Origin of the sequence: Emergencia sp. (assembly GCF_048465375.1) — a bacterium.
Classification (GTDB): domain Bacteria; phylum Bacillota; class Clostridia; order Peptostreptococcales; family Anaerovoracaceae; genus Senimuribacter.
On sequence record NZ_DBFWLQ010000002.1, the window covers coordinates 335,678 to 361,846 of the forward strand.

Below are 26,169 nucleotides of genomic sequence, written 5' to 3' on the forward strand. Positions count from 1 at the left end.
TGCATTATACAGTAACACTGCGAAGAATTTATTTTGGACTACTGCAAAAAAAGATTTTGGCACTTTAGACCATGGTACGAAAGTGTTATGATTTTAACAAAGATTGCTAATTGGTGGAGAGAAAACTCCATGATATACTGGTGATATGAATATTACAATTAACAGAAATAGTGAAACCCCAATCTATCTGCAGATTGCCGGTGCTATCAAAAACATGATTGAAAAAAACGAACTGGTGAAAGGTTATAAGCTGCCGGGAGAGAGGCAGCTTGCCGGTGAACTGGGTGTTCACAGAAACACCGTCGTAAAGGCCTATGGTGAATTAGTGTCGGAGGGGCTTTTAATCGCTTCCAGACAGGCGCCAAAAGGCTATTTTGTGCAGAGTGCAGTGAACTCCTGGAACTTTAACAACCGATTCTTCCCTTTGGAAAAGATGATTCGCTACCATTACAATGAAAGGGAGAAGCGCTTTCAGGAGATTTTTAACGACTCCGTAGACAAGGGCTACATCTCTTTCGGCGGCATCATCATGGACAAGAGAGTCAGCCCGGCAGGTGACATGGAGTCCATCGTGAAGCATATGCTGCAGTTCGATGAGGACGGGGCGATTATGTCCTTTTATCACGACGACAGCGAGCGGCTGAAGAAGAACATCTGTCACATCCTCGCCGCAGAAAATATGTACGTCAATGCGAAGAATGTACAGATTGTAGCAGAAACCAACCAGGCGCTGTACTATTTGATGACCCTTTACCTCTCCGAGGGGGACAGTGTCATTGTAGAGGAACCGATCGTGCCGGACAACGCTTCGATTTTTCGAAACGGAGGATTGAACATGGTGACCGTACCGATGGAGACGGATGGCATGGATTTGGAGAAACTGGAAATGCAGATCAAAAAGCATAAACCGAAGTTCATCTATACCATGCCAAATTATCACAACCCTACTGGGACGGTCATGTCTCTGCCTAAACGGGAGCGGCTGCTGGAGATTGCCCAGCGCTACGGCGTGCCGATCATTGAAGAGGACTCACAGAGGGATTTCCGCTATACCCAGGAGCGGCTTCCCAGCCTGTATTCCCTGGATCAATACAAATCCGTGGTCTATGTGGATTCCTTCACTTTGACCTTCCCTTATGGTGTCAAAGTCGGTTATGTGGTCGGTCCCTACGATCTCGTAGACATGTTGGGACGGCTGATTACCATGACGGAGACCTTCGTCAGTAATATGGGCGCCTATATGATCAGTGAATATATCGAACAAGGTTTCTTTGCGGAGCATACGAAGAGGCTGGCGGCTTATTACAGTCAAAAGTTGGATCTGCTCTGCAGTCAGCTGGATCGGATCCAGGGAAAAGGAATCGCCTATCAAAAGCCACAAGGAGGAATTCTGCTCTGGTGCACGTTAGATGAAGATATAAATGAAAGAAAGCTTTTTCTCGCAGCAAAGGAGAAAGGGGTTTTGATGATGCCGGGATTTCTGTTTTATCCGTACGGATATCAGGGGCGCGGCCACATCAGACTTTGCTTTTCCAATGTCAGCGATCAAGAAATCGTCGATGGCGTCAGACTTCTCGGTGAAGCCATCGACCAAGTAAAAACAAAGGAGAATTGAGATGAGTAAATACGTAGAGTACCGCAGAGAATTTCACAAGTACCCAGAACAAGGGTTTAGAGAAATCAGAACCAGTGCCAGGATTGCGGAGATCCTGACAGAGATGGGATACCAGTGCCTTATGGGACCCGATGTCGTCAAAATAGAGACCATCGGCACGGAAACCGCAACGGAAGAGGAAATGAAGGAGGCCATGGAGAGAGCGGTCAGCCAGGGCGCAAAACCAGAATTCGTGGAGAAAACGAAGGGTTATCCCGGTGTCATTGCTGAATTTGACACGGGAAGAGACGGTCCTGTGACAGCTTTCCGTTTTGATATCGACTGTCTGCCTTACGATGAACCGAAGAAAGAAGGCTACAGACCTTTTGAAGAAGGTTATGTTTCCTGTAACGACGGATCTGTTCATGCCTGCGGTCACGATTCCCACACGGCCATGGGCTTGGGGATCGCGGACAAGCTGATGGCAGGAAAAGAGCAGTTCAAAGGAAAGATCAGGTTGATTTTCCAGCCGGCAGAAGAGACGTTCAACGGCGCACAGTCCATCATCGATAAAGGCCATCTTGACGATGTAGAGTATTTTATCGCGATGCACGTGGCTCTCAGTGCAGAGAACAGACCTCTGCCATCCAACACCATCGCCTGTGGATGTAAGGACTTCCTCAGCGACAGACAGCTGGACGTTACCTTCCATGGAAGAGCAGCTCACCCTTGCGGCGCAGCCCAGGAAGGGAAGAACGCTTTGCTGGCGGCTTGCACAGCGGCGCTGAATCTCCACGCCATCGCCCCTCATGAGGAGGGTCTTTGCAGAGTCAATGTCGGTGAGCTCTATGCAGGTGTTGCTCCCAATACCATCGCGCCTAACGCTTTGATGAAGGTGGAGTACAGAGGACAGACGCCAGCTATCGCTGCTTATGCCGGCAAAAGGGTGTTTGACATCTTAGATGGTGCAGCAAAAGCCTACGATATGACCTATACTTATCTGGATTACGGTGAAGTGCCAGCCGGAAAAAGCGATGACGCTATGATGGAGGTCATCCAAAGAGCGGCTAAGAAGGTACCTTGGTTTGAAAAAATCTATTTTGAGGGCAATGTGGGCGGCACCGACGATGCCGCGGCCATGATTACCAAGGTGCAGCAAAATGGAGGAATGGGAACCTATATCGGCATTGGCAGCGATACGACGCAGCCGGTACATAATGCCGAATTTGATATCGACGAAGACTGTATTGATGCCGCTATCGACTTATGTATGTTTGCCTTAGAAGAATTACACGGCATAGGATAAACGTTATTACTGAAGAAGGAAAGGAGGTAGGTATGGAAAAGAAAAAACGCAAGTTATCTGTGCCCCATACTTATGTCATCATCGGAATTATATTAGTTATCGTGACGCTAATGACCTATGTCATCCCCGCCGGTCAGTATGACCGCGTGATGGATGAAGCCTCAGATCAGGAAATCATCGTCACGGGATCCTATCATCATGTGAAGCAGACGCCCGTAGGCCCCTTTAAGATGGTCACGGCTTTAGCAAAAGGCATGGTAGATGCTTCTGACATCATCTTCTTCTGTTTCTTTGCTTATGGTCTTGTCTATATGATGATTAAGACAGGCGCTTTTTACGGAGGCGTCAGCGCGCTGAAGAGGGTCATGAGGGGAAAGGAGATTTTAATTCTTCCAGTATTTATGATTGTCTTTGGAATCTGCGGTTCCACCTTCGGTATGTATGAAGAGGTGTACGGCCTTCTGCCTGCTTTTATCGGCATCGCCATCGCCATGGGTTATGACGGCCTGGTGGGCGGAGCAACAGTGGTATTGGGCGTCGTCACCGGGTTTGCCGCAGCGACACTCAATCCGTTTACGATTGGTATCGCCCAGGGTATCGCCGGACTTCCCATCGGATCTGGGGTCTGGTACCGTATTATCTGCCTGGTGCTGTTTGAAGCATTGGCGATTTGGTACGTCATGCGTTATGCCCACAGAGTCAAAAAGAATCCTAGCCTGTCCATCGTCAGAGATGTTCACTTCAACGTGGATGAAGGCATGACAAGTGAAAAGATGGAACAGCTGCCTTTCACAGGCAGACATAAACTGATCATGCTAGTCTTTGTCTGTACCATCGGTCTTCTGGTCTATGGGACGACCCAATTTGGCTGGTATCTGTCTGAACTTTCCGCCTTGTTCATCATCGCTATGTTTGTCGTCGGACTTTTGGGCGGATTCGGACCGAGCGAAATCTGCAGAAAATTTGTAGAGGCAGCCAGTGAAATTCTCTTCGGTGCGGTGGTCATCGGTGTGGCTCGTTCTCTGGTTGTGGTCATGAATGAAGGGAACATCATAGACTCCTTAGTATACTATATGTCCAGTGCGCTGACGGATGTACCAAACGGTATCGCGGCTGTGGGCATGGTCATCGTGCAGAATATACTGAACTTCTTCATTCCATCGGGTTCAGGACAGGCGGCAGTATCCATGCCGATTATGGCTAACCTGGCAGATTCAATCGGCATGCACAGACAGATTGCTGTACTGGCATTCCAGTTCGGAGATGGATTCTCCAATATGTTCTGGCCGACGGTCATCGCTACAGAATGCGGTATCATGGGCATTCCTCTCCAGAAGTGGTATAAATTTGCCTGGCCGTTATTCATCATGATGTTCGCATTGCAGGTCGTACTGATTGTCGTGGCTACCATGATTGGATACCAATAAAGCTTTGATTGAATTTTAAAAACACATGTGATATACTAAGTGCCAGGGAATGAAGTTCTCCCCTGGCATTTGCCTAAACCACTGTCAAAGTTGATGACTTCTGCAAATATTTGCAGAAGTCTTTTTGTCTTTAGGGAGGTATCATATATGTTATTAAACTGTTTTGCCGTAGGTGCGGGCGGCTTTATCGGCTCTGTATTCCGCTATCTGATCAGCCTGATCCCTGTTTTACATAGGGAAACGCTGCCTTTGCAGACTTTGCTCGTCAACGTGGTCGGTGCAGTGATTATCGGGATCGTCGTCAAAGGGTCGGAATCTTCAGGCGCCTTCAGTGAGCAAACGATGCTGTTCTTGAAAGTGGGCGTCTGCGGCGGCTTTACGACCTTTTCTTCTTTTGCATTGGAGTCTTTGAACATCATGCAGGAGGGAAAGAGCGTGATGAGTTTCGTGTACATAGCGGCCAGCGTCGTCTTATGTATCCTGGGCGTGTACATCGGTAAGTGGATCGTCAGTTATTTTGGCGCATAATTGAAAGAGGCAGATGACGATTCATCTGCCTGCTGTTTTCTCGTATGCATGTTTTATACTGTTATCAAACCAAATTGTTCCACAATGCACAAATCCATTCTTTTCGAGAATGTGTTTCATGATGATATTATCTTCATCGGTATCTACACGGATACTGGAGATTTCTTTCCTTCTGCACAGCGCCTCTGCTTTTTGGAAGATTACACCTGCCAATCCGCGGCCTCTATATGTGTTGGAAATTGCCATGCGGTGAATCACCGCATATGGAAGATCACTTTGCCATTTTCCCTTGAGGTTTTCATAGGCGGGTTCGCCTTGAAAGTCGATACAGAGATATGCGAGTATCTGAGTGTCTTCGGCTATCAAATATCCCCTTCTATGAATGATATCTTCCAAAATAGTTTTTCTATCTGGATATCCTGTCTGCCATTGGTCTATCCCTTGCGCTTTTAGATAGCCTTTGGCCTCATTGATTAGATTTACTGCGATTTCATGATCTTGTAGCTCCGCTTGCTTTAAATAATATTGACTCATGGGTCTGCCTCCTCTTGTTATTTCGCTCTCTCTTTGTTATAATACCATTAAAAGATAATTTGCTCAAATTGAAATATTTGAGATAAAGGTTCGATAATTTTGAAGTATTTGATTGATAGTACAAAGGAGTATATCTGATGAGAGAAGAAGAAAAAATCTTCGCGGGAATGATTTTCGATCCGCGAAAAAAAGAACTTAAGGATATCAAACATAAAGCCCATGAAGCCTGTAAAAGATATAACGCTTTGGACGAGTACGACCCTGGCCGCTCGCGCATCATCAAAGAATTTATCGGTGATATCGGGGAAACTTATTATTTTCAGGGGCCGATTCAGTTCAACTATGGCAGCCATACCTTTATCGGCGAAAATTTCTTTGCTAACTTCAATTTGACCGTCATGGACGATGCTCGCATCTATATCGGCGACAACGTCTGCTTTGGCCCTAACGTGTCGCTGATGGCTACCAATCATCCGCTGATTGCAGGCGAGCGCATGGGTGTCAACGAAGACGGAACCACGACGATGGCAGAGTTTGCAGAGGAAATCCACATCGGCAATAACGTCTGGATTGCCTGCAATGCCGTAGTTATCGGCGGTGTTCACATTGGAGACAATGTGGTCATCGGGGCCGGCAGCGTGGTGACAAAAGATATTCCGGCCGGCTATCTGGCTTACGGGAATCCGTGCCGCGCCGTCAGACCCATTACGAAAGAGGATTCAGTATATAGAGAAGGCTGGGGGATATAACCCAGCCTATTTTGTCTTTTTGTGCACCGGTCTGATATACTTCCAAAACTGCTCGGGATTAAAATAAAAGTAAATCATTCTGCCGGCGGATGTATCAAAGCAGTAGTCTGTGTCAGCAAAATCAAAAGACGCCATCGCCTGTTCCATCTTTTCTTCCACACTGCGATTTTCCTGTTCATAGTCGAAGGGACCGTGCTCAAAAACAAGGTACTCGCCTTCGGGAACATCAGCCATGTGCATTTGCGGCGGTACTTCACCGTTGTAATCGAAGGGCAGACGTACACCCCAGCACTCTGTACGAGGAATACCCCAATCGCATAATCGCCCTTCCGGATCGTTCATGTAAGCCATAATCTGGCCGCTGCTGCTGTTGACTTCACTGCCGCCGTCATCGTCTAACTTACCTTTGATGCTGTCCAGTAAGCCGCAGATCGTCTCATAATCTTGTCCCGGAATCAGACTTTGCTTCTGCCAAAAATCCCAGTACCCGTTGCTTTCATAGTTCTTAATGTGCAAAAACTTGTGCGCAGGAATGGTTACAAAATAAATTTTTACGTCATCTGTTGATTTCATCATACCAATTTCTCCTAATCCTAAAAAATAGCGGTCGAAAGGGTTGATCTTTGTACGAAGAACGAGAGGCTTAGGATTTTTCCGGTATTCGCTCGGAGTGATACCATAGGTTTTCTTGAAGGCTCTGGTAAAAGCTTCATGTGAGGAAAATCCGTAATCAAAAGCGATATCCAAGATGCTTCTTTCGCTATCTCGCACCTCTTTGAGTGCAAAAGTTAATTTCCGCAGCCGCAGATAATCGCGGAATTGTATACCCGATATCTCTTTAAATTTTCTCGTCGTATAAAATTCCGAATACCCAAGCTTTTGAGATAGGATGCGTAAAGTCAGCGCTTCATCATCATAGTTTTTGATGCACCTGTCAATCTCATCAACAATCGTTTGAATTTGCTTCTGCCACTGGTACATTGATCTGTTCACCTCGTTTCTACCGCCTTACATCAGTATAAAGAAAAAAAGGAAGGTCTGCTTGATTTTACTTGCAGTGATGATTTCCGTGGAACCTTTCCATCATCAGACTACAAAAAAAGCCCGAAACATGTTATTCTAAATGTTTTCGGGCGATGCCAGCTTTCAAAAGCAAATCTGCTTACAACCCATTGTTCGATGGCTCCAGTGCAACAGCATCTTTTTCTGCTGTTTCTGTGATTGCTTCTGTTTCTTTTTTTGTCAGTAGGAAAATGGTTACGAAGATGCAGAGGAAACCTGCGATATCCATCATCTGCAGAGGTACCCTCAGCCAGACGACCATGAAAACGGTAGCTGCCACAGGTTCGATGCTGGCCAGCATACTGGCTTTGACCGCACCGCAGCGATTTACTCCGATCAGATACATGGTGAAGGGCAGAATCGTGCCGAAGATGACGATGGCGATAAAGGCGATGATACATCTGATATCATAGACCATGGGCGCCTTCCAGATGCCGCAGCCGATACAGAGAATGATGCCTCCCAGCAGCATGCCGTATCCGGTCACGGTGATACTTCCGTACTTTTCTATGATTTTTCCCGGCAGCATGGTGTAGAGCATCAGCGCCACTGCCGACCAAAGTCCCCAAGACAGACCCAATGGTGTGATGACCATGGTATCGATATGACCGTGGGTCGCAATAAGGAAGACGCCGATCAAGGCCATGATGATGGCAAAGACTTCTTTTCTCTGCGGCAGTTTCCTGGCCAGAAAACAGCTGACAATCATAATCAGCACAGGTCCCAGGTACTGCAGGATGGTGGCAGTTCCCGAATTGGAATATGAGATTGCCTTCATGTACGAAAGCTGACAGAATAAGAATCCTGTGACAGAGAAAAAAATCAGCCGCAGCGCTGACTTTTTATCAGTCCAGATCGCGGTCATATTTTTCCGATCTGTAAAAAGACCGATTACGACCAGAATCAAGCCAGCCGCCAAAAGCCTGACAGCGGTCAGGTAGGTGGGGTCTGCATCAAAGTTATCAAAGATATATTGCGCGCAGGTTCCAGAGAAACCCCAACAGATCGCAGCAATAAGTGTAATTAAAATTCCGACATTTTTTTTCATGTTTCACCTCGTAAAAATTCTACAAAACTCAGTATATCATAAATGTTTCTCCATGCATACGACAAAATTACAAGGCAAACGTATGAGATAAATTGAAACGCCTTTCTCCTTCAAACATGAAGGGTGTGATGACACAAAATGCCTCCGGGACTTTTTTCCGCTGGGGTGGATTGCAGGCTAAAACAGATCCCCGGGAGCAGGAAACAGTCTGCAAATAAGCGTGCCAGAAAAAAAGTGTGGAACATTTTTTCAGAGAAGACGGATTGCGGACTAAAATAGACCTCCGGGAGCAGGAAATAGTCTGCAAATGAGCATGCCAGAGAAAAAGTGTGGAACATTTTTTCAGACTAGACAGATTGCGGACTAAAACAGACCTTAGGCATCAGGAGACAGTCTGCAAATGAGCGTGCCAGAAAAAAAGTGTGGAACATTTTTTCAGACTAGACAGATTGCGGACTAAAATAGACCTTAGGCATCAGGAGACAGTCTGCAAATGAGTGTGCTAGAAAAAAAGTGTGGAACATTTTTTCAGAGGAGACGGATTGCGGACTAAAATAGACCTCCGGGAGCAGGAAACAGTCTGCAAATGAGCATGCCAGAGAAAAAGTGTGGAACATTTTTTCAGACTAGACAGATTGCGGACTAAAGCAGACCTTAGGCATCAGGAGACAGTCTGCAATTTGCTTTATGAATGATAATTTGATACAATTGTCATACGACGCGTTCCAAGCCAGCCAGAGGCTGGGGAACGCCAGCAGTCAATTGCAGCCGGATGAGTCCGGGCAATTGCTGCATAAGGCCTTCCCTGCAATTCACTGTGTGAATTGGGGCAAGCACCATTAAGCATAGATTTATCAAAGGGGTTATTATGGAGAAAAAACAAAGGACAGAAAACGGGATTGACATTTTTTACTATCCAAACAGGCATACCCACAGCTTTTGCCTGTCTTTATATATCAGAGCAGGAGCTCTTTATGAGAGCGACGAAGACAATGGTATTACCCACTTCTTGGAGCACATTCTCTTTCGGAATATAAACTATCTGATGGAGGGCAGGCTCTATAAAGAACTCGACAGGCTGGGACTGTACTTCAACGGCGCTACTTATAAAGAGTTTATGCAGCTTTTCATCGTTGGTGCACCAGAGCACTTTGCGGAAGCAGCACAGCTTCTGAGCAAAGTATTTGAACCAATTGTCCTGCCGGTTTCGGAAATCAAAACGGAGCAGCAGAGAGTGAAGGCAGAAATCAGAGAATCAGAGGATTTCAAGAGCCTGGACTACTTTGCCGGCACCCATGCTTGGAAAGACACGCCACTGCGCAACACGATCCTGGGCACCAAAGGCAACGTCAACACGTTTCACAAAAAGAAGATTCGTCAGTACCAAAGCGAACTGTTTTCAGCAGGGAATTTTTTCTTTTATATTACGGGCAATGCAGGGGAGGAAGATTTGGATGCATTAGCTGCGAAGCTAGCGGGAGTTTCTGTGCCCGTACCTTGTATAGAGAGGGAAAACGCAGCACCATTACCGCAGGACTTTCTACATCGCGATATCTCGATCAACGTGAAGAACAGCCGCTATTTTATGGTACAGTTTTCCTACGACTTTGTCACATCAAATTATACAGCGGCGGAGTTAGCGCTGCTCTATGATGTCTTATCCTCCGGTGAAAACTCACTGATGCACCAGGAACTGTCAGAAAAGAGAGGAATGATCTACAGCTTTTCTGCTACCTTAGAGAAATATAACAATATCGGCCGCATTTATCTCACTTATGAAGTGAGCCGCCGAGATTTCTACGACTCCATCGCCATCGTAAAAGACGGTCTGGCAGCTTTGCCTGAGACGATGGAAGAGCGTCTGCTTTACGTCTTGCCTGAGTATGTGGATAATGCCTACATGATTTACGATGATAACGAAAATTTCAACTGGCAGCGGGCTTATGAAAACCACATCATGGATGGGGATTCCCTCGGTATAGAAGAAACAAAAAAGTCCTTTCAGGCAGTCACAGCGGCCAGGCTGTCAGAAGTCGCCACTGAAATCTTTACGCCGCAGAATTTAGTTCTCTCCATAAAAGGCGAAAAGAAACGGATTGATACAGAGAAAATACGCAAAATATTAGCATGATGAAAGAATTGAAGTTACCCGCAATTAAAAAAACAAATAAAGTAAGCAGCTATTGGAAAGCGGAATGGAAGATTGTCCTTTTGATTGTCATCACCGGTCTTCTTTACAACGGTTCCATGCAGCTGGGTCCAATTCTCCAGGGCAGGGTCATCGACCTGATTGCAGATGGAGAAGAACGGGCGGACGTCGTCAGATGGATATTGATTTTTCTTTTGACCATCGGGGTGATTCAGTGCTGCCGCTGTTTAAAGCGCTATTATGTCAGGCTCTTTGCCAACAGGACCAGCGCCTCTATGCGCAGTATTGTCTATGGGAACATCATCGGTGAGGATATCACGCAGCTAAAAGAAGAATCCACCGGTGACCTGATGACAAAAGCCATCTCTGACGTGGGAGAATGCGTGGAAGGCATGCGGAAATTCACCACAGAGGTCTTTGATACAGGCATCCTGATGAGCGCCTATTTTATCACCCTGCTCTACTATGACATCAAACTGACCCTGCTTGCATCGGTATGCATCCCGCTGGCCATGCTGATTGCAGAACGGATGAAAAAGTTCATCTACCGCTATGCCAAAAGCTATCGAAAACAGCTGTCCGACGTCAGCGAGCAGACTTTGGAAAATGTGGAGAATCAATTATTATATAGGATGCATGGCGTACAGGAAATCAAAAGTGAGGCTTATGACGATGCACTTCGCAGCTTGCAGGGAAAAGCCATCCGTGCCAATGTACTGGAGAATTCTCTGCAGCCCCTCTACAAGACCATTGGAATGATCGGCATCGTATTGGTGGTCTTTTACGGCGGCCAATTGGTCATCCAGGGTGTCTGGACCATCGGCAGGTTTTCGGCCTATTTGACAATTTTTACAGCTTTTTCGGTCAAAGTCAGCAAGGCGGCAAAGCTCTTTAATTCTGTACAGAAGGCCCAGGTATCCTGGCAGAGAATCCGCCCCTATCTCAAACCGAGGGAAAAAGAGGCACAGGTAAAAACGCCGGTCAGGAGAGAACAGGTTTTGCTGCAGGTAAGACATTTTTCTTCTGGGGTCATCAAACGGGCAGATTTTGAGGTAAAATCGGGACAAATCATCGGCATTACCGGTCCGGTGGCAAGTGGAAAATCTACCATCGGCAGGTCTCTGGTGGGACTCTTTCCTTATGGGGGAAGCATCACCGTAAATGGCAGGGAACTTACCGATATAGAAGACGCAGATATGAGCCAGTACATTACGTATATGGGTCACGACAGCCAGCTTCTTTCAGATACTATTTACAACAACATCACCCTGGGAGAAGAGGGCGATGTCAGCCAGGTTCTAGAAGACGTCTGTTTTGCTCAAGACTTGGCTTCCATGCCGGCAGGGGCGGATACTCTGGTGGGCGCCTCCGGCGTCCGGCTCAGCGGCGGGCAGCAGGCCAGGCTGGCATTGGCGCGGACCTTATACAACAGAAGCAGTATATTGGTGTTAGACGATCCTTTTTCGGCTGTAGACGTGGTTACAGAAAAACAGATTATTGAGAACCTGAGGAATCGCTATGCTGACTGTGCCATCATTTTAATTTCCCATAGATTGACATCTTTCAATCAGCTTACCAAGGTGCTCTTCGTATCTGAGGGAACTACCACCTTTGATACCCACGAAAACCTTTTGCATACAGTTCAAAAATACAGGGAGATTTTCATCGCTCAGAAGGAGGGCAGAGATGCTGAAGCTGAGTAAAAAATATATAGTGGCTCTGGCTGCCGTCATTGTGGCAGTCGTGGCTGCGAGTCTGTTGCCGCCACAGGTTTTGCGTCTCATCGTCGACGACTATTTGCTGGCGGGCAGGATGGAAGGACTGCTGACCATGGGACTTTTCTATTTAGGCTCCTTCGCCCTGGTCGGACTCTTTGACTTTCTCAAAGGATGGCTTTTGACCACAGTGGGTCAGATCATCGTCAAGAATGTGCGCAGCGAAATGCAGCGCAAGTTGAACAGGCTGCCGGCCAGTTATTTTACAAAGAACAGCGGCGGACGGATCACATCAAAATTTATCAATGACGTGGACAACATCAGCGTCTTGTTTACCAGCGGCGTAATCAGTATGGCCATCGACTGTTTTAAAATCGTCGGCATTATCGTATCAATTTGGATTTTCAGCTCCGCCATGGGAATCTTTGCTCTGTGCCTGATTCCGGTAATCGGTCTATTGACTTGGTTTTTCAAAACGAGAATGCTTCGCTCTCAAAAGGCGAACCTGATTGAACTGGGCAAGGTCAACAATCATATCGGTGAAAGCATCAGAAATATATTGATGATCAAAGCCTTTCACAAAGAGAAGTACATGGAAGGACGGTACAAAACGTATCTGACAGAAAACTATCGTACCATGAACCAGGTGAACTTTTATGATTCCTGCTATTCTCCCATCATTCAAGTTATGACGGCTTGTTCCATCGGCTTTATTCTGTATTTGGCAGCAGGTGGCAGCGGTAATCTTCTCGGCATCTCTATTGGACAGCTGACGGCATCGGTGAACCTGATTACAAATCTTTTTTCGCCCATCGACAGCTTGGGGACGGAACTTTCTGCTATCCAGAAAGGGATGTCGGGTATTGACAGTGTTAAAGATTTTCTCAGTCAGCCAGAAGAAACAGAAAAAGAAACCTATGAGGAACTTGTGGATACCGACATTGAATTGGAATTTCAAAATGTCAGTTTCGCTTATGAAGAGGGGCGCGACGTAATTCAAGGTTTCAATTTAAAGGTCTGCAGCGGAGATCATGTAGTTCTCACAGGACGCACGGGTGTTGGCAAATCCACGCTGCTCAAGCTGGCGGCCGGTATTTTGCAGCCTGATAAAGGGAGCGTAAAGGTGAACGGCGTGGACACCTTTCGCATTGCAGCCAGTCAGAAGCGTAAAATTTTCGGTTATGTACAACAGGATTTTTCCTTTATCAAAGGAAACATCTGGGATCAGATTCGTCTGGGAGACGCCTCCATTGAAAAAGAGGCGGTGATTGAGGCGATAGAATTTGTAGGGCTGAAAGAGGTCATAGACAGCTTGGAACAGGGCTACGACACGCCAGTTGCGGCAGAACTGTTCTCTCAGGGGCAGAAACAATTATTAGCCGTTGCCAGAGCCATCGCCGTCGGTCCGAAAATTCTTTTACTAGATGAAATTACGGCCAATTTAGACACGGCGACAGAAGAAAAAATAATGAAGGTGCTGAAGAAAGCAGGGGGAGGGAGGACGATTCTCTCCATCGCCCACAGGCAGGCAGCCTCCGGCGCCGCAGAAAGGAAGATCAAGTTATGACGTTCAAACAGGCATTTTTTAGAATTTACGATCGAAAAATCACGTCGGGAGAAATCTCCTTCAGCCAGACCGGCATTAAAAAAGATGATTTCACCAGGCTGTGCACTGAAGAAGGTTTTGTCTTCGATGATGAAACCTTAGAAAAAATCAGTGTGACCATGAAATTGAGCGAAGAAGAAAAAAAGATGCTCTACGAAACAATAGAAGCATCCCACACACAGAATTAACCAGTAAATAAAAGCGATGAATTTTACAGTTCATCGCTTTCGATGTTTTTGTCTAAAAGAAAATGCAGGAATTCATCAGTATATTTGTTAAATGTGCGGGACGGATTGTAGACGACATAGATACTGGTTTTGAATGTACCTCCTTCAATCCATTTTTTTCGAATGAGTTCCTGAGGAAGATCCTCGGTAACGATAGAATCTGGCAAAATAGAGACACCCATACCGTTCATTGCCATCAGCAGTGACGTGCGGTTATCATCGCAGATGAACTTGTAACGGATTGTTTCTCTAAAACTACTCATATTCATGTCGATGTATTTCTTCCATCTGCGAACAGTGATAAGCGGAAGTTCTGCTAACTCCAGTAAAGAAATGGTGGGTGCTTCTCTCGGAAAAAAATCAGGCCTGCCTACAGCAACCAAATGATCGTTTGTCAATTTGATATAGTCAAAAGGTTTATTCATATCAAAAGGGGTACGGATAAAGGCCAAGTCTATGATGTTGTTCTCTAAGAGGTTGAGCAGTTCAAAACTGTTTTTTTCTGTAATTTCAAAGTGAACCGGCTTTTCTTCATAAAAATTTTTGATCAAGTTGAGGGAATATTGAACCGATGAGGTAATCAAACCTAAACGGATGGTTTCACTGCCTGAGTCCATCAATTCCCGCATGATTAAATCGTTGTACGCTACCAGAGATGTCGCATGGGTGTAAAGCAGACGCCCCTCATTTGTCAGTTCGACACCCCGCGTTGAACGATCAAAGAGCTGAACATTGAGTTCTTCTTCCAGCAGTTTAATCTGCTTGCTCAGCGGGGGCTGAGACATATGCAGTTCTTTCGCAGCTTTACATATGGAGCCATTTTCAGCGATGGTTATAAAATTTTTCAATGTTTTAATGTCCATATTATTTCACCACATGTCTTTTTTTGTACACATCATATTATATCATCAACCACTTTTATCTGGTCATACTGAATGGGTATGACCGACATATATAAACAGTATTTTCTGAATTTTTAGATTTGTGCTATGCTTTAGTAAAGAGAGGTTAGAACTTATGACAGACTTTTTACTTTCGCTGATGCCGATTGTTGTCTTATTAGTTTGCTTATTAGGGATAAAGTTATCCGCAAAGATAGCAGGTCTGATTACTTTTTTGATGGCATTTGCCGAATTTGTCGTCTGGACAAAACCAGGCGTTTTAGGAGCGGTGATTACCATCGAAAAAGGCTTGATGATGGCGGTTTTCGTAGGACTGATTGCATTTGGCGCGATGCTTTTATATAACTTGGTGGACATCTCTGGCGGTTTCAGCATTATCAATCACTATTTATCCAATGTATTTCAAAATCGGTTCGTCCTGTTTTTAATGATCAGCTGGGTGTTTTCTGCATTTCTACAGGGAATTGCCGGTTATGGTCTGCCGGCGGTCATCGCTACGACTATTTTGATGAAATCCGGTTTCCCTGCCGCAAAAGCAGCAGCGGCTTCTTTACTGGGGCATTCCTGGGCAATCAGCTTTGGCTCCATGGGCTCTTCCATCTTTGCCATCGACCTGGTGACAGGTACTCCGCTGAAGGGGATTTTAGTCAGCATGTCTCACTACGGATCGGTTGGAATGCTCTGCTGTGGTCTGGGGGTCTGTTTTATATATGGAGGTATGACCTATGTGCATAAGGGTTTGAAATATGTGGTACCGGTGTGGGCGGCTATGACAGCGTCTCTGATAGTAATGGCACAATATGAAATGGTTTCTGTCATCGGCTTTGTAACCGGCATTATCGGTGTTGTAGTCATGATCGGTGTCTATCGGGTATCAGACAGGGCGGAGAGGACTCCCATATCTGCCGGTCAGAAGAGACAATTGGCTGGCAGTGTATTGCCATATCTTTTGATCATTCTTTTTTCATTGACCTTTTTCCTGGTGAATCCGGATTTGAAAATTTCCGTATCTTTCCCTGGTTACGAAACGGCGGGAGGCATCAATGTAGAAGCAAAGCCAGATTATGTGGTCTTTAACCTATTAAAGTATCCGTTCACAATCATTGTCATAACGACGATCATCAGCCTGGGCTATTACTTGCGGATTGGCTGTCTGGATAGGAAACAGGCAGGTTTCATCATCAAAAATACGGCAAAGAAGATCATACCGACGGAAATTACCCTGCTGTTTCTTCTCTGCACCGCATCCATCATGATGGATGGCGGTATGACGACGATTCTTTCGACGGGTATCGTGGAACTGACAGGGCGAGGATATCCGTTTATGGCTTCCGTCATCGGTATGTTGGGTGCCTTTATTACAGGCAGCAATACCAATTCCAATATCCTTTTCGGTGCTCTGCAGGAAACGGCAGCGCTGTCTCTGGGCATGGCGCCGGCTCTGATGTGCGCCACACAGTCCATCGCAGGATCGGTGGGCGGAGCCATCGGTCCTACGACAACAGCGCTGGTTGCGGCGGCAGCAGGAAAAAGTGGACAGGAAATTGAAATTTATAAATACACCCTGCTGCCTACGATTGCAACAGCAGTTGTTCTGGGGCTGGCTAACATCGTTTTTATCTGACGTTATATCGCAGCAAAACCAACGGCTGCTATATATAGATGAGCTCATGATTCGTTATTATTTGATTTTAATTAGGGAGAGAAAAAATGGAAAAGAAAAAACGATCATTGAAAGTACCTCACACTTATGTCTTGCTCTTTGTTATGGTCGTCATCTGCGCTTTGATGACATGGCTGATTCCGGCAGGCTCCTATGACAGAGTCATAGATGAAGCGACCGGCAAAGAGGTAGTAGATGCAGCATCTTTTCACTTTACGGGCGACGGCGGTATCGGATTCTTCGATGTGATGAAACAGTTTATCGCCGGTATGGAGAGTTCTTCGGATATCATCTTTTTGATCTTTATATTAGGTGGTTCCTTCATGATTTTGCAGGATACTGGTGCACTGACAGCGGGTGTCCACGGAATGGCAAGGAGATTTGGCAAGAGACAGAATCTGATATTGCTTTTATTCATGTTCCTCTTTTCTGTACTGGGAGGAACCATCGGCATGGCAGAAGAGGTGATCGTCTTCATTCCGCTGCTGGTAACTCTCTGCAACGAATTGAAGCTGGACCGCATGGTCGCCCTGGCGGTAGTCATGGTGGGAGCCAGAATCGGTTTTACTTCTGGATTGATCAATCCGTTCACCGTAGGCGTCGCCCAGGGACTTGCCGATCTTCCACTGTATTCCGGCTTGGGCTACAGACTCATCTGGTACGGCATCATATTGGTCGTTACAGGCTGGTATATCATACGTTACGTCAACAAGATCAAAGCAGATCCCACTTTGAGTATCATGCACGGTGTGGAACTTGAAGGCGGAGAAGAAGTCGTTGACGAGAATGTGGATACGACACTGAATGCCAGGAGAATTATCGTCATAGTCGGCTTCTTTGTCACCATCGCCCTCATGGTCTTTGGCATTTTCAAATGGGGATGGTATATGGAAGAAATCGCAACGGTCTTTCTTATCCTGGGCATCGCATCCGGCCTGATCAGCGGCATGGGTCCTAATAAGGTGGCACAGTCTTTTGTCAGAGGCACCAAGGATATGGTCTTTGCGGCACTGGTGGTGGGCGTAGCGAAAGCGATTCTGCTGACTCTGCAGGAAGGAGGCATTATCGACTCTGTGGTATATTACGCTTCCGGCGCCCTTGACGGTCTTCCAAAGGTTGTCGCTGCCAACGGCATGTATGTCTTCCAGCTGTTGATGAACTTCCTGATTCCGTCTGGATCCGGACAAGCTGCCGCAACTATGCCGATTATGGCGCCACTTGCTGATACTTTAGATATTACCAGACAGACGGCAGTCTTAGCCTTCCACTACGGCGACGGATTTACTAACCTGATTGCGCCGACCCTGGGCAGCTTGATGGCGGCAGTGGCAGTTTCGAAGGTGCCATTTGAAAAATACCTCAAATGGGTTATGCCTCTGTGCCTGATCTGGATTGTATTTGGACTTGCGTCCGTGACCATCGCTACGTTGATCGGATATGGACCGTTTTAAGAAGGAAGAGGAGGCAGATAGAAGTGTTTACAGAAGAATTACTAAGCAGAATTGACGACTACATAGAAGAAAACCGAGAGGCGGTAATCCTTTTTTTAGAAGAGTTGGTCAACCTGGAAGGCCGGCATGGCGAAAAAGAACGTCTGCGGAAGACAGCCGCGTTCTTGAAAAGAAATTTTGATGAAATCGGTTTAGATACCGAGCTGATCGAGGTAGGCAGTGACAACGCGCCCATAGTGACGGGTCTGCTCAACAAAGATGTGACAGAAAAAGAAATCGTCTTCACCGGCCATTACGATACGGTCTTTGCAGCGGGCAGTGCAGGGGAAAAACCGTTTCATATCAAAGATGGGAAGGCCTACGGGCCGGGCGTCTGTGACATGAAAGGCGGTATCGCCATCGCTTTTTTCACCGTCAAAGCGTTGAAAGCGTTCGGATTCAAGGAGGTGCCTGTACGGTTGTTCTTTGTGGGTGATGAGGAAGTCAATCACCAGGGAGGCACCGCCATCGAGAAAATCAGAGATTTTACGGAAGATATCCTAGTGGCATTTAATATGGAGAACCGCTATGAGAGCGGGCAGCTGTGTATCGGCAGAAAAGGCTGTTATGAGTTCCTACTGAAAGTATATGGCATAGCCAGTCATCCCGGCCACGCTTATGATGAAGGACGCAATGCTATTGAGGAGATGAGTCACAAGGTCATCGCACTACAGAGTGTCACACCGAAAGAGAAGGACAGAGACTATTCCGTCAGTGTCAATACTATCAAAGGCGGAACCGTCACCAACGGCATTCCGGCCTACTGTGAAGCCACCATCGACGTGCGGGTCAAATCCTTTGCCGCATTAGAAACTTGTGAATCTTTGATGCGCGAGGTCTGTGAGAAACCGCATATTGAAGGAACAAAGACGGAACTGATTTGCACCGACGACATGATTCCTTTCGAAACGACGGAGGGCGTCAAAGCTGCCTACGAAGCGGTCAAGACGGTCAGTGACCAGATCGGGAGCACAGTGACGGGCAGTATTGTGGTCGGAGGTTCTTCCGATGCGGCCTACATGGCTGCCGGTGGAGCGAAAGTCGTCTGTCAGTGCGGCGTCAGCGGTGCCTATACCCATAACGAAAAAGAATATGCAGTGGCAGACTCTCTTTACGAGGCAATCAGGCTTTTCATTTGTACTGCATACCAGTATCAGTTATTTAGGTAATAGTATGGGGCGGCAGCCATGCCGCCCCTATGGGAGAAGCTATGGATATTTTCATTAGAAATGGAATGATCTACGACCCGGAAATAGGGTTTCACGGCAGAAAGAATATTGTTGTAAAAGACGGTCGGATTGCTGCTCTGACGGATGAACTCCTGGCGGCAGATACGATCATTGATGCGGAAGGACTTTATGTCGTTCCCGGTTTTATTGACATTCACATCCACGAAGACACGCTTACAGAAGATCAAATCAATTACAGTACGGAGTGCGCCGCACTGCGCATGGGTGTAACTACTGTAGTCGGCGGAAACTGTGGATTTTCTCCAGAGAACTTAGAAGAATATATCGCCTATCTACAGAAGCAGGGCGCACCTGTCAATACCATGATGCTGCAGGGCTATAACACAATCAGAGGAAAGTTCTTTACAGATGCTCAGAATCAGTCGGCTTACCGTCAGGGAGACGTATATGCCTCCGTCAGTGAAGCCCAGATAGAGCAGGCAAAGGAAGAGGTGAAGAAGAGTCTGGAACTTGGCGCAGCAGGCTTATCCTTTGGATTGGAATACACACCGGGCTGTTCCTTCCATGAATTAACCAGCGTCTGCTCTGTCTTGAAAGACTTTCCCAATGCCCTCATCACGGTGCACTACCGACACGATGCGGGCAGGTGTCTGGATAGCATCAGAGAATGCATACAGCTTTCAGAGGAGACCGGTGTTCCCTTGGAATTTTCTCATATCGGCAGTTGTGCAGGTTATGGGGATAAACGGTATATGGAGGAAGCTTTAACCTTGCTGCAGACAGCCAGGGAAGAAGGTATCGATATTACTGCGGACTGTTACCCTTATAACGCCTTCAGTACCTTGATCGGCTCCACGGTGTTTGATGATGGCGCTTTGGAGAAATGGGGAGTCAGCTATGATGCGATTCTTCCGATTCAAGGCAAGTTTAAGAACTGCGCCTGTACGAGAGAAATCTTTGATTATCTGCGAAAGGAAGAACCTGATACTCGCGTGGTCTGTTTTGCTATGAAAGAAGAAAATGTCTTTCGCGCTTATAAGGATGATGCTGTTATCGTCGCCAGCGACGGTAAATTTGTGGAGAATCAGGGACATGCGAGAACTGCGGGCACATTTCCAAGAGTCCTGGGGCTGCTTTGTCGCGAGAGGGGGATTCTCTCCTTTGAAGAAGCAATTAAAAAGATGACACTCTTGCCGGCGAACCGCATGCACCTGACAGAGAAAGGACGATTGCAGGTTGGAAAAGATGCAGACATCACCATATTGGACCGAAACGCTGTCAGAGAAGGCAATACCTTTGTGGAACCGGCAAAGGCACCCTTGGGCATTGCCTATGTCATTGTCAATGGAAACATTGCAATGTGCCATGGAGAGATACAATCTGCGTCAGACGGCGTTTTTATCAACAGACAGGATTCGTAAATGGAAATAAATATAATAGAACTGACCATAAGGAAAGCGGCAAGCCAGATGGAGCAGCATCTGTTTTCCTCTTATGATTTAACCAAAGAATGTCTGAACCGGATTGAGGCCATGAACCAAAATGGTCCTGCGCTTCACGGGGCACTAGAAGTCAATCCAAATGCACTGGATATTGCCAGAAGGCTTGATCAGGAGCGCGGGGGAGGGACCGTCAGAAGCCTGCTTCATGGTATTCCACTATTGTTAAAAGATAACATCGCTACAGGCGACAATATGCACACCTCCGCAGGCTCTTTTGCGCTTAGAGACAGCTTTGCCAGGCGAGACGCTTTTCTCGTCAGACGGCTGCGAGAAGCGGGCGCCGTGCTCATCGGGAAGGCCAATATGACTGAATGGGCTAACTTTATATCCTATACAATGCCTGACGGTTACAGTGCCAGAGGAGGAACCTGCAAAAATTACCTCAATCCTGATTTCCCAGTTGGCGGTTCCAGCAGCGGTTGTGCTGTTGGTGTCACGGCAGGCTTTGCTTTAGCTGCCATTGGTACGGAGACGTCGGGTTCTATCGTCAAACCTTCCGTCAATTCGTCTCTGGTGGGACTGAAGCCTTCCATCGGTTTAGTAAGCCGCAGTGGAATCATTCCCATATCAAAGACACAGGATACGGCAGGCCCTATGGCGAAGACTGCAGAGGATGCGGCAATCCTGCTGGATATCATAGCTGGAAGCGATGACGAGGATCTGACGACTGTTTCTGCAGATGACTGGAAACAGTGGTGTGCAGCACATCCCTCTGACTGCCGGCAAGAGCAGTATAAAATCGGCGTCCTGCGGCAATTCTTTGCCCATCTTTCACCACCCCATAAAGGTCTGATAGAGAAGGCCTTGCAGCGCATTGAAAAGAGTGGACATCAAATCATTGATGTTGAAAACTTTGCTCCATATGAAAAGATATATGACGAGTACAATCCTGACTATTTGGGAGAGGAAGTATTGCTTTACGAGTTTAAAGCATCTTTGGAATCGTATTTGCGGAATTGGACCAAGGAGAGGACTTTTCTTACTCTGCCAGAATTAATTGGGTATAACGAGCTTCACAGAGAGCAGACGATTCCCTATGGGCAGGAAATTTTCCTGAAGGCAGAAGCTGTTACTGAGGGCAGATGCAGCCCGATTTATCAGAAAGCAAGGGCGCGGGATTACAGAGTCTGTGTTACCTGCGGACTGGAAAAAACTTTGCAGGAGAATGGACTGGATTTGTTGGTATTTCCTCATTTTTACGGATGCACCGTCCCTGCAAGAGCGGGATACCCGGCCTTGACCCTGCCTGTAGGGATAGATTCTCAGCAAGGAGCGACGGCGTTGACCCTTGTCGGGGATAAATATGATGACTGCCGGCTGCTGCAGATGGCGTCTGTTTTTGAAAAACTATTAACTTGAAAGGATGGGAACTTACTTGAAAAGAGAAATCGTATATCCAGCTTGGGAAAGACCTGGATTTTTAGTCATCATCACGTTGATTGGCGGATATATGAATGCATATACATACATTACGAGGGACGGCGTATTGGCAAATATGCATACAGCCAACATGTCGCACCTGGGCATCAATCTGGCTATGGGGAACTGGCAAATTGCTTTGTCCTATTTTCTGCCCATCGCATCCTGCATTTTTGGCGCGGCTTTCAGCGAAGCAGTGAAAAGTCAGCTTGCAAAAAGTCCGATTCAGGGTGACTGGCGTAAATTTGCTCTGCTTTTGGAAGCCGCAGCGCTCTTTGCAGTAGGCTGTATGCCTTTATCCGTCCCAAATGTTTTTGTAACGCTGTTTGTCTCTTTTTTTATGGGTTTCCAACTCTGCTTGTTCCGCACCTGCCTGGGGGTAGCCCATAATACCACAATCTGCACGGGGAATATCCGCAACGTGGGACAAAAGCTGTATGAAGTTCTGACGGAGAGAAACGGGCAATCGCTGAAAACCTTCCTTACCTTTGCAAATCTGACATTTTCTTTCGCTGTCGGTGCGATTCCAGGTATACTATTTTCTGCTCGATATGGGGAACGAGCAGTCTGGTTATGCAGTGTCATGTTGTCAGTCTTAGCCGGGTGGATTTGGAAATATGAAAAAAAGCGCCAGAGCGTATGACTCTTTGGCGCTTTCTTATTATGTAGGCAATATCAAAGAACGTACCTTTTGATGATTTAAGTTCCACAGCCTCTTTAACTTTATCATCAGTTCAAAATTTGGTAAATTTTTTTCGATATTTTGTACTATTTTCTGCATCTGCAGCGGGGTTATTGCGCTTCCAAAATTCTTATAGTACCATATCTTTTAATAGACGTAGTCTAATAGATAGTATTGAATGCTTATAATAAGTTGGAGGAAGAACAATGAAAAAGAAATTACTGGCAATTACCCTATGTTTGACGATGATTCTGACGGCGGCAGTTTTGACGTCGTGCGGCAGTGAGAAAGAGAACGAACCCGAGGAGGTCGTTACCCTGAAGGTGGGTATGATTGGCAAGGACATCAAGACTGCCTGCATCATCATGGCAAAAGAACTGGGTTATTTTGAAGAAGCGGGCGTAAACGTAGAGTTTGAAAAGGTCAATTCTCTGCCTGACGGATTGACAGCCGTCAGTATGGAGAAGCTGGACATTCTTCCCTATGGAGTCATTCCAAGCTGCAGCTTTATCTCCCAGGGCACAGACGTAGTGGTCTTCGGCGGCACCATCTCTGAGGGCAGCGAGGGTGTGACAAAGGCGGAGGCCCAATATACCGAGCTGGCGGACTTTGAAGGAAAGAAGATCGCCTGCTTCAGAATGGAGACGGGACATATGGTGTTGAAAGGGCTCTTGCGGGAGGCCGGGGTCAAAGCGGATTTCGTATATATGGATTCGCAGCAGTCTATCGTTGAGGCAGTCAACAAAGGGGAAACTGATATCGGCATGGTCAACAGCGGCTTTGGTTATGTTGCAGAACAGAGCGAGCTGCACGTCGCTTTCCAGGTCGGTGATTTTGAAAGTGACTTCCCTTGCTGCAGACAGACCGCTTCCCGAGCAGCGGTAACCGATAAGCGCGATGCGCTGGTCAAGTTTGAAATGGCTGCTTTGAGAGCATATGTGACTTATTTGAACGACAAGAAGACGACCATCAAAACCTTGGCAGAATATTCCGGTCAAGATGAGGCCTATGTTGAAGCAATCATGTACGGTACAGATTCTTACGACAACGCTATGATCGTATCCCTCGATCCGAACAAAAAGAAGGTATCTGATTTTTACGATGTGATGAAAGCCAATGGAGACATTGATGCAGACACCGAATACGACATCAACGATTACATCGATACGTCCATCTATGAAGATGCCTTGCAGAATCTGATCAAAGAGGGTAAAGACAAGGACATCTATGAGAAACTGCTTACAGAGTTTGAGGCGAACAACAAATGATCAAAGTAGACAATGTGACCTTTTCCTATCCAGGGAGCAGCGAAACCGTATTGTCAAATCTGAATCTGACCATTGAGGATGGGGAATTCCTGTGCATCATCGGACATTCCGGCTGTGGAAAATCGACCCTGCTGCGTCTCATAGCAGGGCTTGACGCGCCGACAAAGGGAGCTATCATAGTGGACGGCGACCTGGTGCGGGGACCGCGCGCAGACCGAACCATCGTCTTCCAGCAATACTCCTTATTTCCCTGGATGACCGTTAAGAAGAATGTGCTCTTCGCCCTGAAAAAAGCGGGGAAGTTTTCGAGACAGGAGATGGAGCAGCGAGCGGCGTTTTTTCTCGAAAAGACGGGCATGAAGGATTCCAAGGATAAATATCCCTATCAGCTTTCAGGCGGAATGCGCCAGAGAACTGCCATAGCGCGGGCTCTTGCTATGGACTCGCCCTTTTTGCTGCTAGATGAGCCTTTCGGCGCTCTGGATACGAAAATTAGGCGGGAACTGCAGGACTTGCTCAGGGAACTTTGGGAGAAAAGCGCGGAAAAGAAAACAGTCATCTTTGTGACTCACGATCTGGACGAAGCGATGATCATGGGCAGCCGCATCGTATTTGTCAAAGACGGCTGCATCTTCCGTGAAAAACAGATTCAGTCCGAAATCAACTGCTGCTGCAGTCAGGATCTGGGACAGGCCGAATGCCTGCGCCTGAAAGAAGAATTAGCGGGGTGGTATCTATGAGAAGATGGAATCTGTCTGCCGTCATCTGCCATGGGCTGCTGGCAGCTTTGCTTGTTACTGTGATACTGCCGGGGGAGAAGCGAACGGCTCCCTATGGCGCTATGATCTGTGCCATCGCACTGATGGAAGGCGCCTACCTCTTTAGAACCATGCATCGCCCCGAAAAACGGTCCTCCTCCTCAGACATCATGTCCATTCTATGGGCGCTGATGCTGATATGGGAAATCCTCGTCAGCAAATTGGATCTGTGCCATCCGGTTTTGGCACCTGCTTTGGAGAATGTCTTCGCCGTGTTCTGCGAAGATTATTTGGAAATGGGCAGAGGAATTTTATCTTCCCTTGAAATCTTGCTCATCGGCGTGGCTGTGGGCCTGGCTCTCGGAACGCTTTTGGGACTGATCTGCGGCTGGCATCAGAGGCTGAAGGAAGTATTTTATCCCATCGCAGGCGTATTGGCGCCCATTCCGTCCATCGTTTTTGCGCCCTACGTCATCGCGATTATGCCGACCTTTCGCAGTGCTTCCGTAGTCGTCATCCTGCTGGGAATTTTCTGGCCTACATTTCTAAAGACGATTCTCTCAGTGGAGTCCATCGACAAAAACCTGATTGATTCGGCAAGAACCTTGGAACTGGGCGGATTTGCGATGATCTTCGAGGTGCTGCTGCCGTATTCGATGCCTGGCATTATCAAGGGGCTGAAGGTTACGATGACGACTGCGGTGATGATGCTGACCTTCGCGGAGATGATGGGATCGACCGTCGGTATGGGTTACTATATCGTAAACTATAATACCTATGGGAACTACACCAAAGTAATCGCTGGCATTATCGTGGTGGGTCTGGTGGTGACCCTGTTGAGCGGCCTGGTATCTGTCATCCAGAAAAAAGCGATCAAATGGCAGAGTTACTGAAAAGGGTGAAAAAGGAGCTGCCCGTGCAGCTCCTAATGATCTTTTTCAAAGGTGATGGCTTCTGTCGGACAGGTCATCTCACAGGTGCCGCAGAAACGACAGCCGATCCCGATGACAACCCGGTTCTCTTTTATGAGAGGCACGCCAAAGGGACAGGCATCTACACACTCGCCACAACGCACACACTTCTCATGATCTATTTTCATGATAGACATTATGCATTCCTCCTTACATTAAAATATATTTATTATAGAACAGCATCTGAAATGGGTCAATGTTTCTGTTTAAAAAACGATAATTTCTAAGAAAATGTAGGGGAAATGTCCTAGGATGATATTCCGTTACAATAACCTTACGCTTTTTGGGCCTATCCGGGTATTCTGGCGTAACTGTATTTCTGTTTGAAGGTTTCAGCAGGGGGTATCTCTGATTCTGGTTATTTTCTATATAAATTATT

At 46.8% G+C, this 26,169-nt stretch carries 23 protein-coding genes and 1 riboswitch; of the genes, 18 read left to right on the top strand and 5 right to left on the bottom strand.

Features of this window, described 5'->3' with window-relative positions; translation table 11 throughout:
* Window positions 1-145: 145 nt before the first annotated feature.
* The 4 genes from ACMQ5W_RS02065 to crcB all read left to right on the top strand — a co-directional run bounded on the left by ACMQ5W_RS02065 (window position 146) and on the right by crcB (window position 4,855).
* Window positions 146-1,615, top strand: coding sequence for a PLP-dependent aminotransferase family protein (locus tag ACMQ5W_RS02065; protein ID WP_419022972.1), 1,470 nt, complete (start codon window positions 146-148; stop codon window positions 1,613-1,615).
* A 1-nt stretch (window position 1,616) separates the two neighbouring features.
* Entirely contained in the window at window positions 1,617-2,900 is a 1,284-nt protein-coding gene (locus ACMQ5W_RS02070; RefSeq protein WP_419022974.1) for an amidohydrolase, read from the top strand.
* Between the two features lie 32 nt (window positions 2,901-2,932).
* Window positions 2,933-4,327: a YfcC family protein gene (locus ACMQ5W_RS02075; protein WP_419022976.1), complete on the top strand. Its 1,395-nt coding sequence runs from the start codon at window positions 2,933-2,935 to the stop codon at window positions 4,325-4,327.
* A 36-nt stretch (window positions 4,328-4,363) separates the two neighbouring features.
* Window positions 4,364-4,437: riboswitch (Fluoride riboswitch) on the top strand.
* Window positions 4,438-4,474: 37 nt separating this feature from the next.
* Window positions 4,475-4,855 (top strand): fluoride efflux transporter CrcB, encoded by a 381-nt coding sequence (crcB, locus tag ACMQ5W_RS02080; RefSeq protein ID WP_419022978.1) that lies wholly within the window; start codon window positions 4,475-4,477, stop codon window positions 4,853-4,855.
* Between the two features lie 21 nt (window positions 4,856-4,876).
* Here the strand turns inward: crcB and ACMQ5W_RS02085 are convergent, their stop codons facing one another.
* Window positions 4,877-5,389, bottom strand: coding sequence for a GNAT family N-acetyltransferase (locus tag ACMQ5W_RS02085; protein ID WP_419022980.1), 513 nt, complete (start codon window positions 5,387-5,389; stop codon window positions 4,877-4,879).
* A gap of 137 nt (window positions 5,390-5,526) precedes the next feature.
* Between ACMQ5W_RS02085 and ACMQ5W_RS02090 the strand changes: the two genes are divergently transcribed.
* Window positions 5,527-6,138: a sugar O-acetyltransferase gene (locus ACMQ5W_RS02090; protein WP_419022982.1), complete on the top strand. Its 612-nt coding sequence runs from the start codon at window positions 5,527-5,529 to the stop codon at window positions 6,136-6,138.
* Window positions 6,139-6,144: 6 nt separating this feature from the next.
* Here ACMQ5W_RS02090 and ACMQ5W_RS02095 read toward each other — a convergent pair whose 3' ends face one another.
* Window positions 6,145-7,131 (bottom strand): helix-turn-helix transcriptional regulator, encoded by a 987-nt coding sequence (locus ACMQ5W_RS02095; RefSeq protein WP_419022984.1) that lies wholly within the window; start codon window positions 7,129-7,131, stop codon window positions 6,145-6,147.
* 169 nt (window positions 7,132-7,300) lie between these two features.
* Window positions 7,301-8,248, bottom strand: coding sequence for a DMT family transporter (locus tag ACMQ5W_RS02100; RefSeq protein WP_419022986.1), 948 nt, complete (start codon window positions 8,246-8,248; stop codon window positions 7,301-7,303).
* 868 nt (window positions 8,249-9,116) lie between these two features.
* On the opposite strand from ACMQ5W_RS02100, the gene ACMQ5W_RS02105 reads away from it, so the two are divergent.
* From ACMQ5W_RS02105 to ACMQ5W_RS02120, 4 genes are read left to right on the top strand one after another with little or no spacing between them, the layout of a single operon-like run.
* Window positions 9,117-10,379, top strand: a complete 1,263-nt coding sequence (locus ACMQ5W_RS02105; protein ID WP_419022988.1) for a M16 family metallopeptidase — start codon at window positions 9,117-9,119, stop codon at window positions 10,377-10,379.
* Window positions 10,376-12,100 carry an ABC transporter ATP-binding protein gene (locus ACMQ5W_RS02110; RefSeq protein WP_419022990.1) on the top strand — a complete coding sequence of 575 codons (1,725 nt, stop codon included), beginning with the start codon at window positions 10,376-10,378 and terminating at the stop codon, window positions 12,098-12,100. The genes ACMQ5W_RS02105 and ACMQ5W_RS02110 overlap by 4 nt, the downstream gene beginning before the upstream one ends.
* Window positions 12,084-13,679: an ABC transporter ATP-binding protein gene (locus ACMQ5W_RS02115; RefSeq protein ID WP_419022992.1), complete on the top strand. Its 1,596-nt coding sequence runs from the start codon at window positions 12,084-12,086 to the stop codon at window positions 13,677-13,679. The genes ACMQ5W_RS02110 and ACMQ5W_RS02115 overlap by 17 nt, the downstream gene beginning before the upstream one ends.
* Window positions 13,676-13,906 (top strand): hypothetical protein, encoded by a 231-nt coding sequence (locus tag ACMQ5W_RS02120; protein ID WP_419022994.1) that lies wholly within the window; start codon window positions 13,676-13,678, stop codon window positions 13,904-13,906. The genes ACMQ5W_RS02115 and ACMQ5W_RS02120 overlap by 4 nt, the downstream gene beginning before the upstream one ends.
* 23 nt (window positions 13,907-13,929) lie before the next feature.
* Here the strand turns inward: ACMQ5W_RS02120 and ACMQ5W_RS02125 are convergent, their stop codons facing one another.
* Window positions 13,930-14,808 carry a LysR family transcriptional regulator gene (locus ACMQ5W_RS02125; RefSeq protein ID WP_419022996.1) on the bottom strand — a complete coding sequence of 293 codons (879 nt, stop codon included), beginning with the start codon at window positions 14,806-14,808 and terminating at the stop codon, window positions 13,930-13,932.
* A gap of 154 nt (window positions 14,809-14,962) precedes the next feature.
* Here ACMQ5W_RS02125 and ACMQ5W_RS02130 point away from each other — a divergent pair, with 154 nt between their 5' ends.
* From ACMQ5W_RS02130 to ACMQ5W_RS02170, 9 genes are all read left to right on the top strand, one after another.
* Window positions 14,963-16,471, top strand: a complete 1,509-nt coding sequence (locus ACMQ5W_RS02130; RefSeq protein ID WP_419022998.1) for an L-lactate permease — start codon at window positions 14,963-14,965, stop codon at window positions 16,469-16,471.
* A gap of 86 nt (window positions 16,472-16,557) precedes the next feature.
* On the top strand, window positions 16,558-17,961 hold the full coding sequence (locus ACMQ5W_RS02135) for a YfcC family protein (protein WP_419023000.1): 1,404 nt from the start codon (window positions 16,558-16,560) through the stop codon (window positions 17,959-17,961).
* A gap of 23 nt (window positions 17,962-17,984) precedes the next feature.
* Window positions 17,985-19,169 (top strand): M20/M25/M40 family metallo-hydrolase, encoded by a 1,185-nt coding sequence (locus tag ACMQ5W_RS02140; RefSeq protein WP_419023001.1) that lies wholly within the window; start codon window positions 17,985-17,987, stop codon window positions 19,167-19,169.
* Window positions 19,170-19,210: 41 nt separating this feature from the next.
* Window positions 19,211-20,611, top strand: a complete 1,401-nt coding sequence (locus tag ACMQ5W_RS02145) for an N-acyl-D-amino-acid deacylase family protein (protein WP_419023003.1) — start codon at window positions 19,211-19,213, stop codon at window positions 20,609-20,611.
* Window positions 20,612-22,051 carry an amidase family protein gene (locus ACMQ5W_RS02150; protein ID WP_419023005.1) on the top strand — a complete coding sequence of 480 codons (1,440 nt, stop codon included), beginning with the start codon at window positions 20,612-20,614 and terminating at the stop codon, window positions 22,049-22,051.
* A 16-nt stretch (window positions 22,052-22,067) separates the two neighbouring features.
* Entirely contained in the window at window positions 22,068-22,754 is a 687-nt protein-coding gene (locus ACMQ5W_RS02155) for a YoaK family protein (protein ID WP_419023007.1), read from the top strand.
* A 245-nt stretch (window positions 22,755-22,999) separates the two neighbouring features.
* Window positions 23,000-24,061 carry an ABC transporter substrate-binding protein gene (locus ACMQ5W_RS02160; RefSeq protein WP_419023009.1) on the top strand — a complete coding sequence of 354 codons (1,062 nt, stop codon included), beginning with the start codon at window positions 23,000-23,002 and terminating at the stop codon, window positions 24,059-24,061.
* Entirely contained in the window at window positions 24,058-24,801 is a 744-nt protein-coding gene (locus ACMQ5W_RS02165; RefSeq protein WP_419023011.1) for an ABC transporter ATP-binding protein, read from the top strand. Before ACMQ5W_RS02160 ends, ACMQ5W_RS02165 begins: the two co-directional genes overlap by 4 nt.
* Window positions 24,798-25,712 carry an ABC transporter permease gene (locus ACMQ5W_RS02170; RefSeq protein WP_419023013.1) on the top strand — a complete coding sequence of 305 codons (915 nt, stop codon included), beginning with the start codon at window positions 24,798-24,800 and terminating at the stop codon, window positions 25,710-25,712. Before ACMQ5W_RS02165 ends, ACMQ5W_RS02170 begins: the two co-directional genes overlap by 4 nt.
* A gap of 32 nt (window positions 25,713-25,744) precedes the next feature.
* Here ACMQ5W_RS02170 and ACMQ5W_RS02175 read toward each other — a convergent pair whose 3' ends face one another.
* On the bottom strand, window positions 25,745-25,927 hold the full coding sequence (locus ACMQ5W_RS02175; protein WP_419023015.1) for a 4Fe-4S binding protein: 183 nt from the start codon (window positions 25,925-25,927) through the stop codon (window positions 25,745-25,747).
* Between the last annotated feature and the right edge of the window lie 242 nt (window positions 25,928-26,169).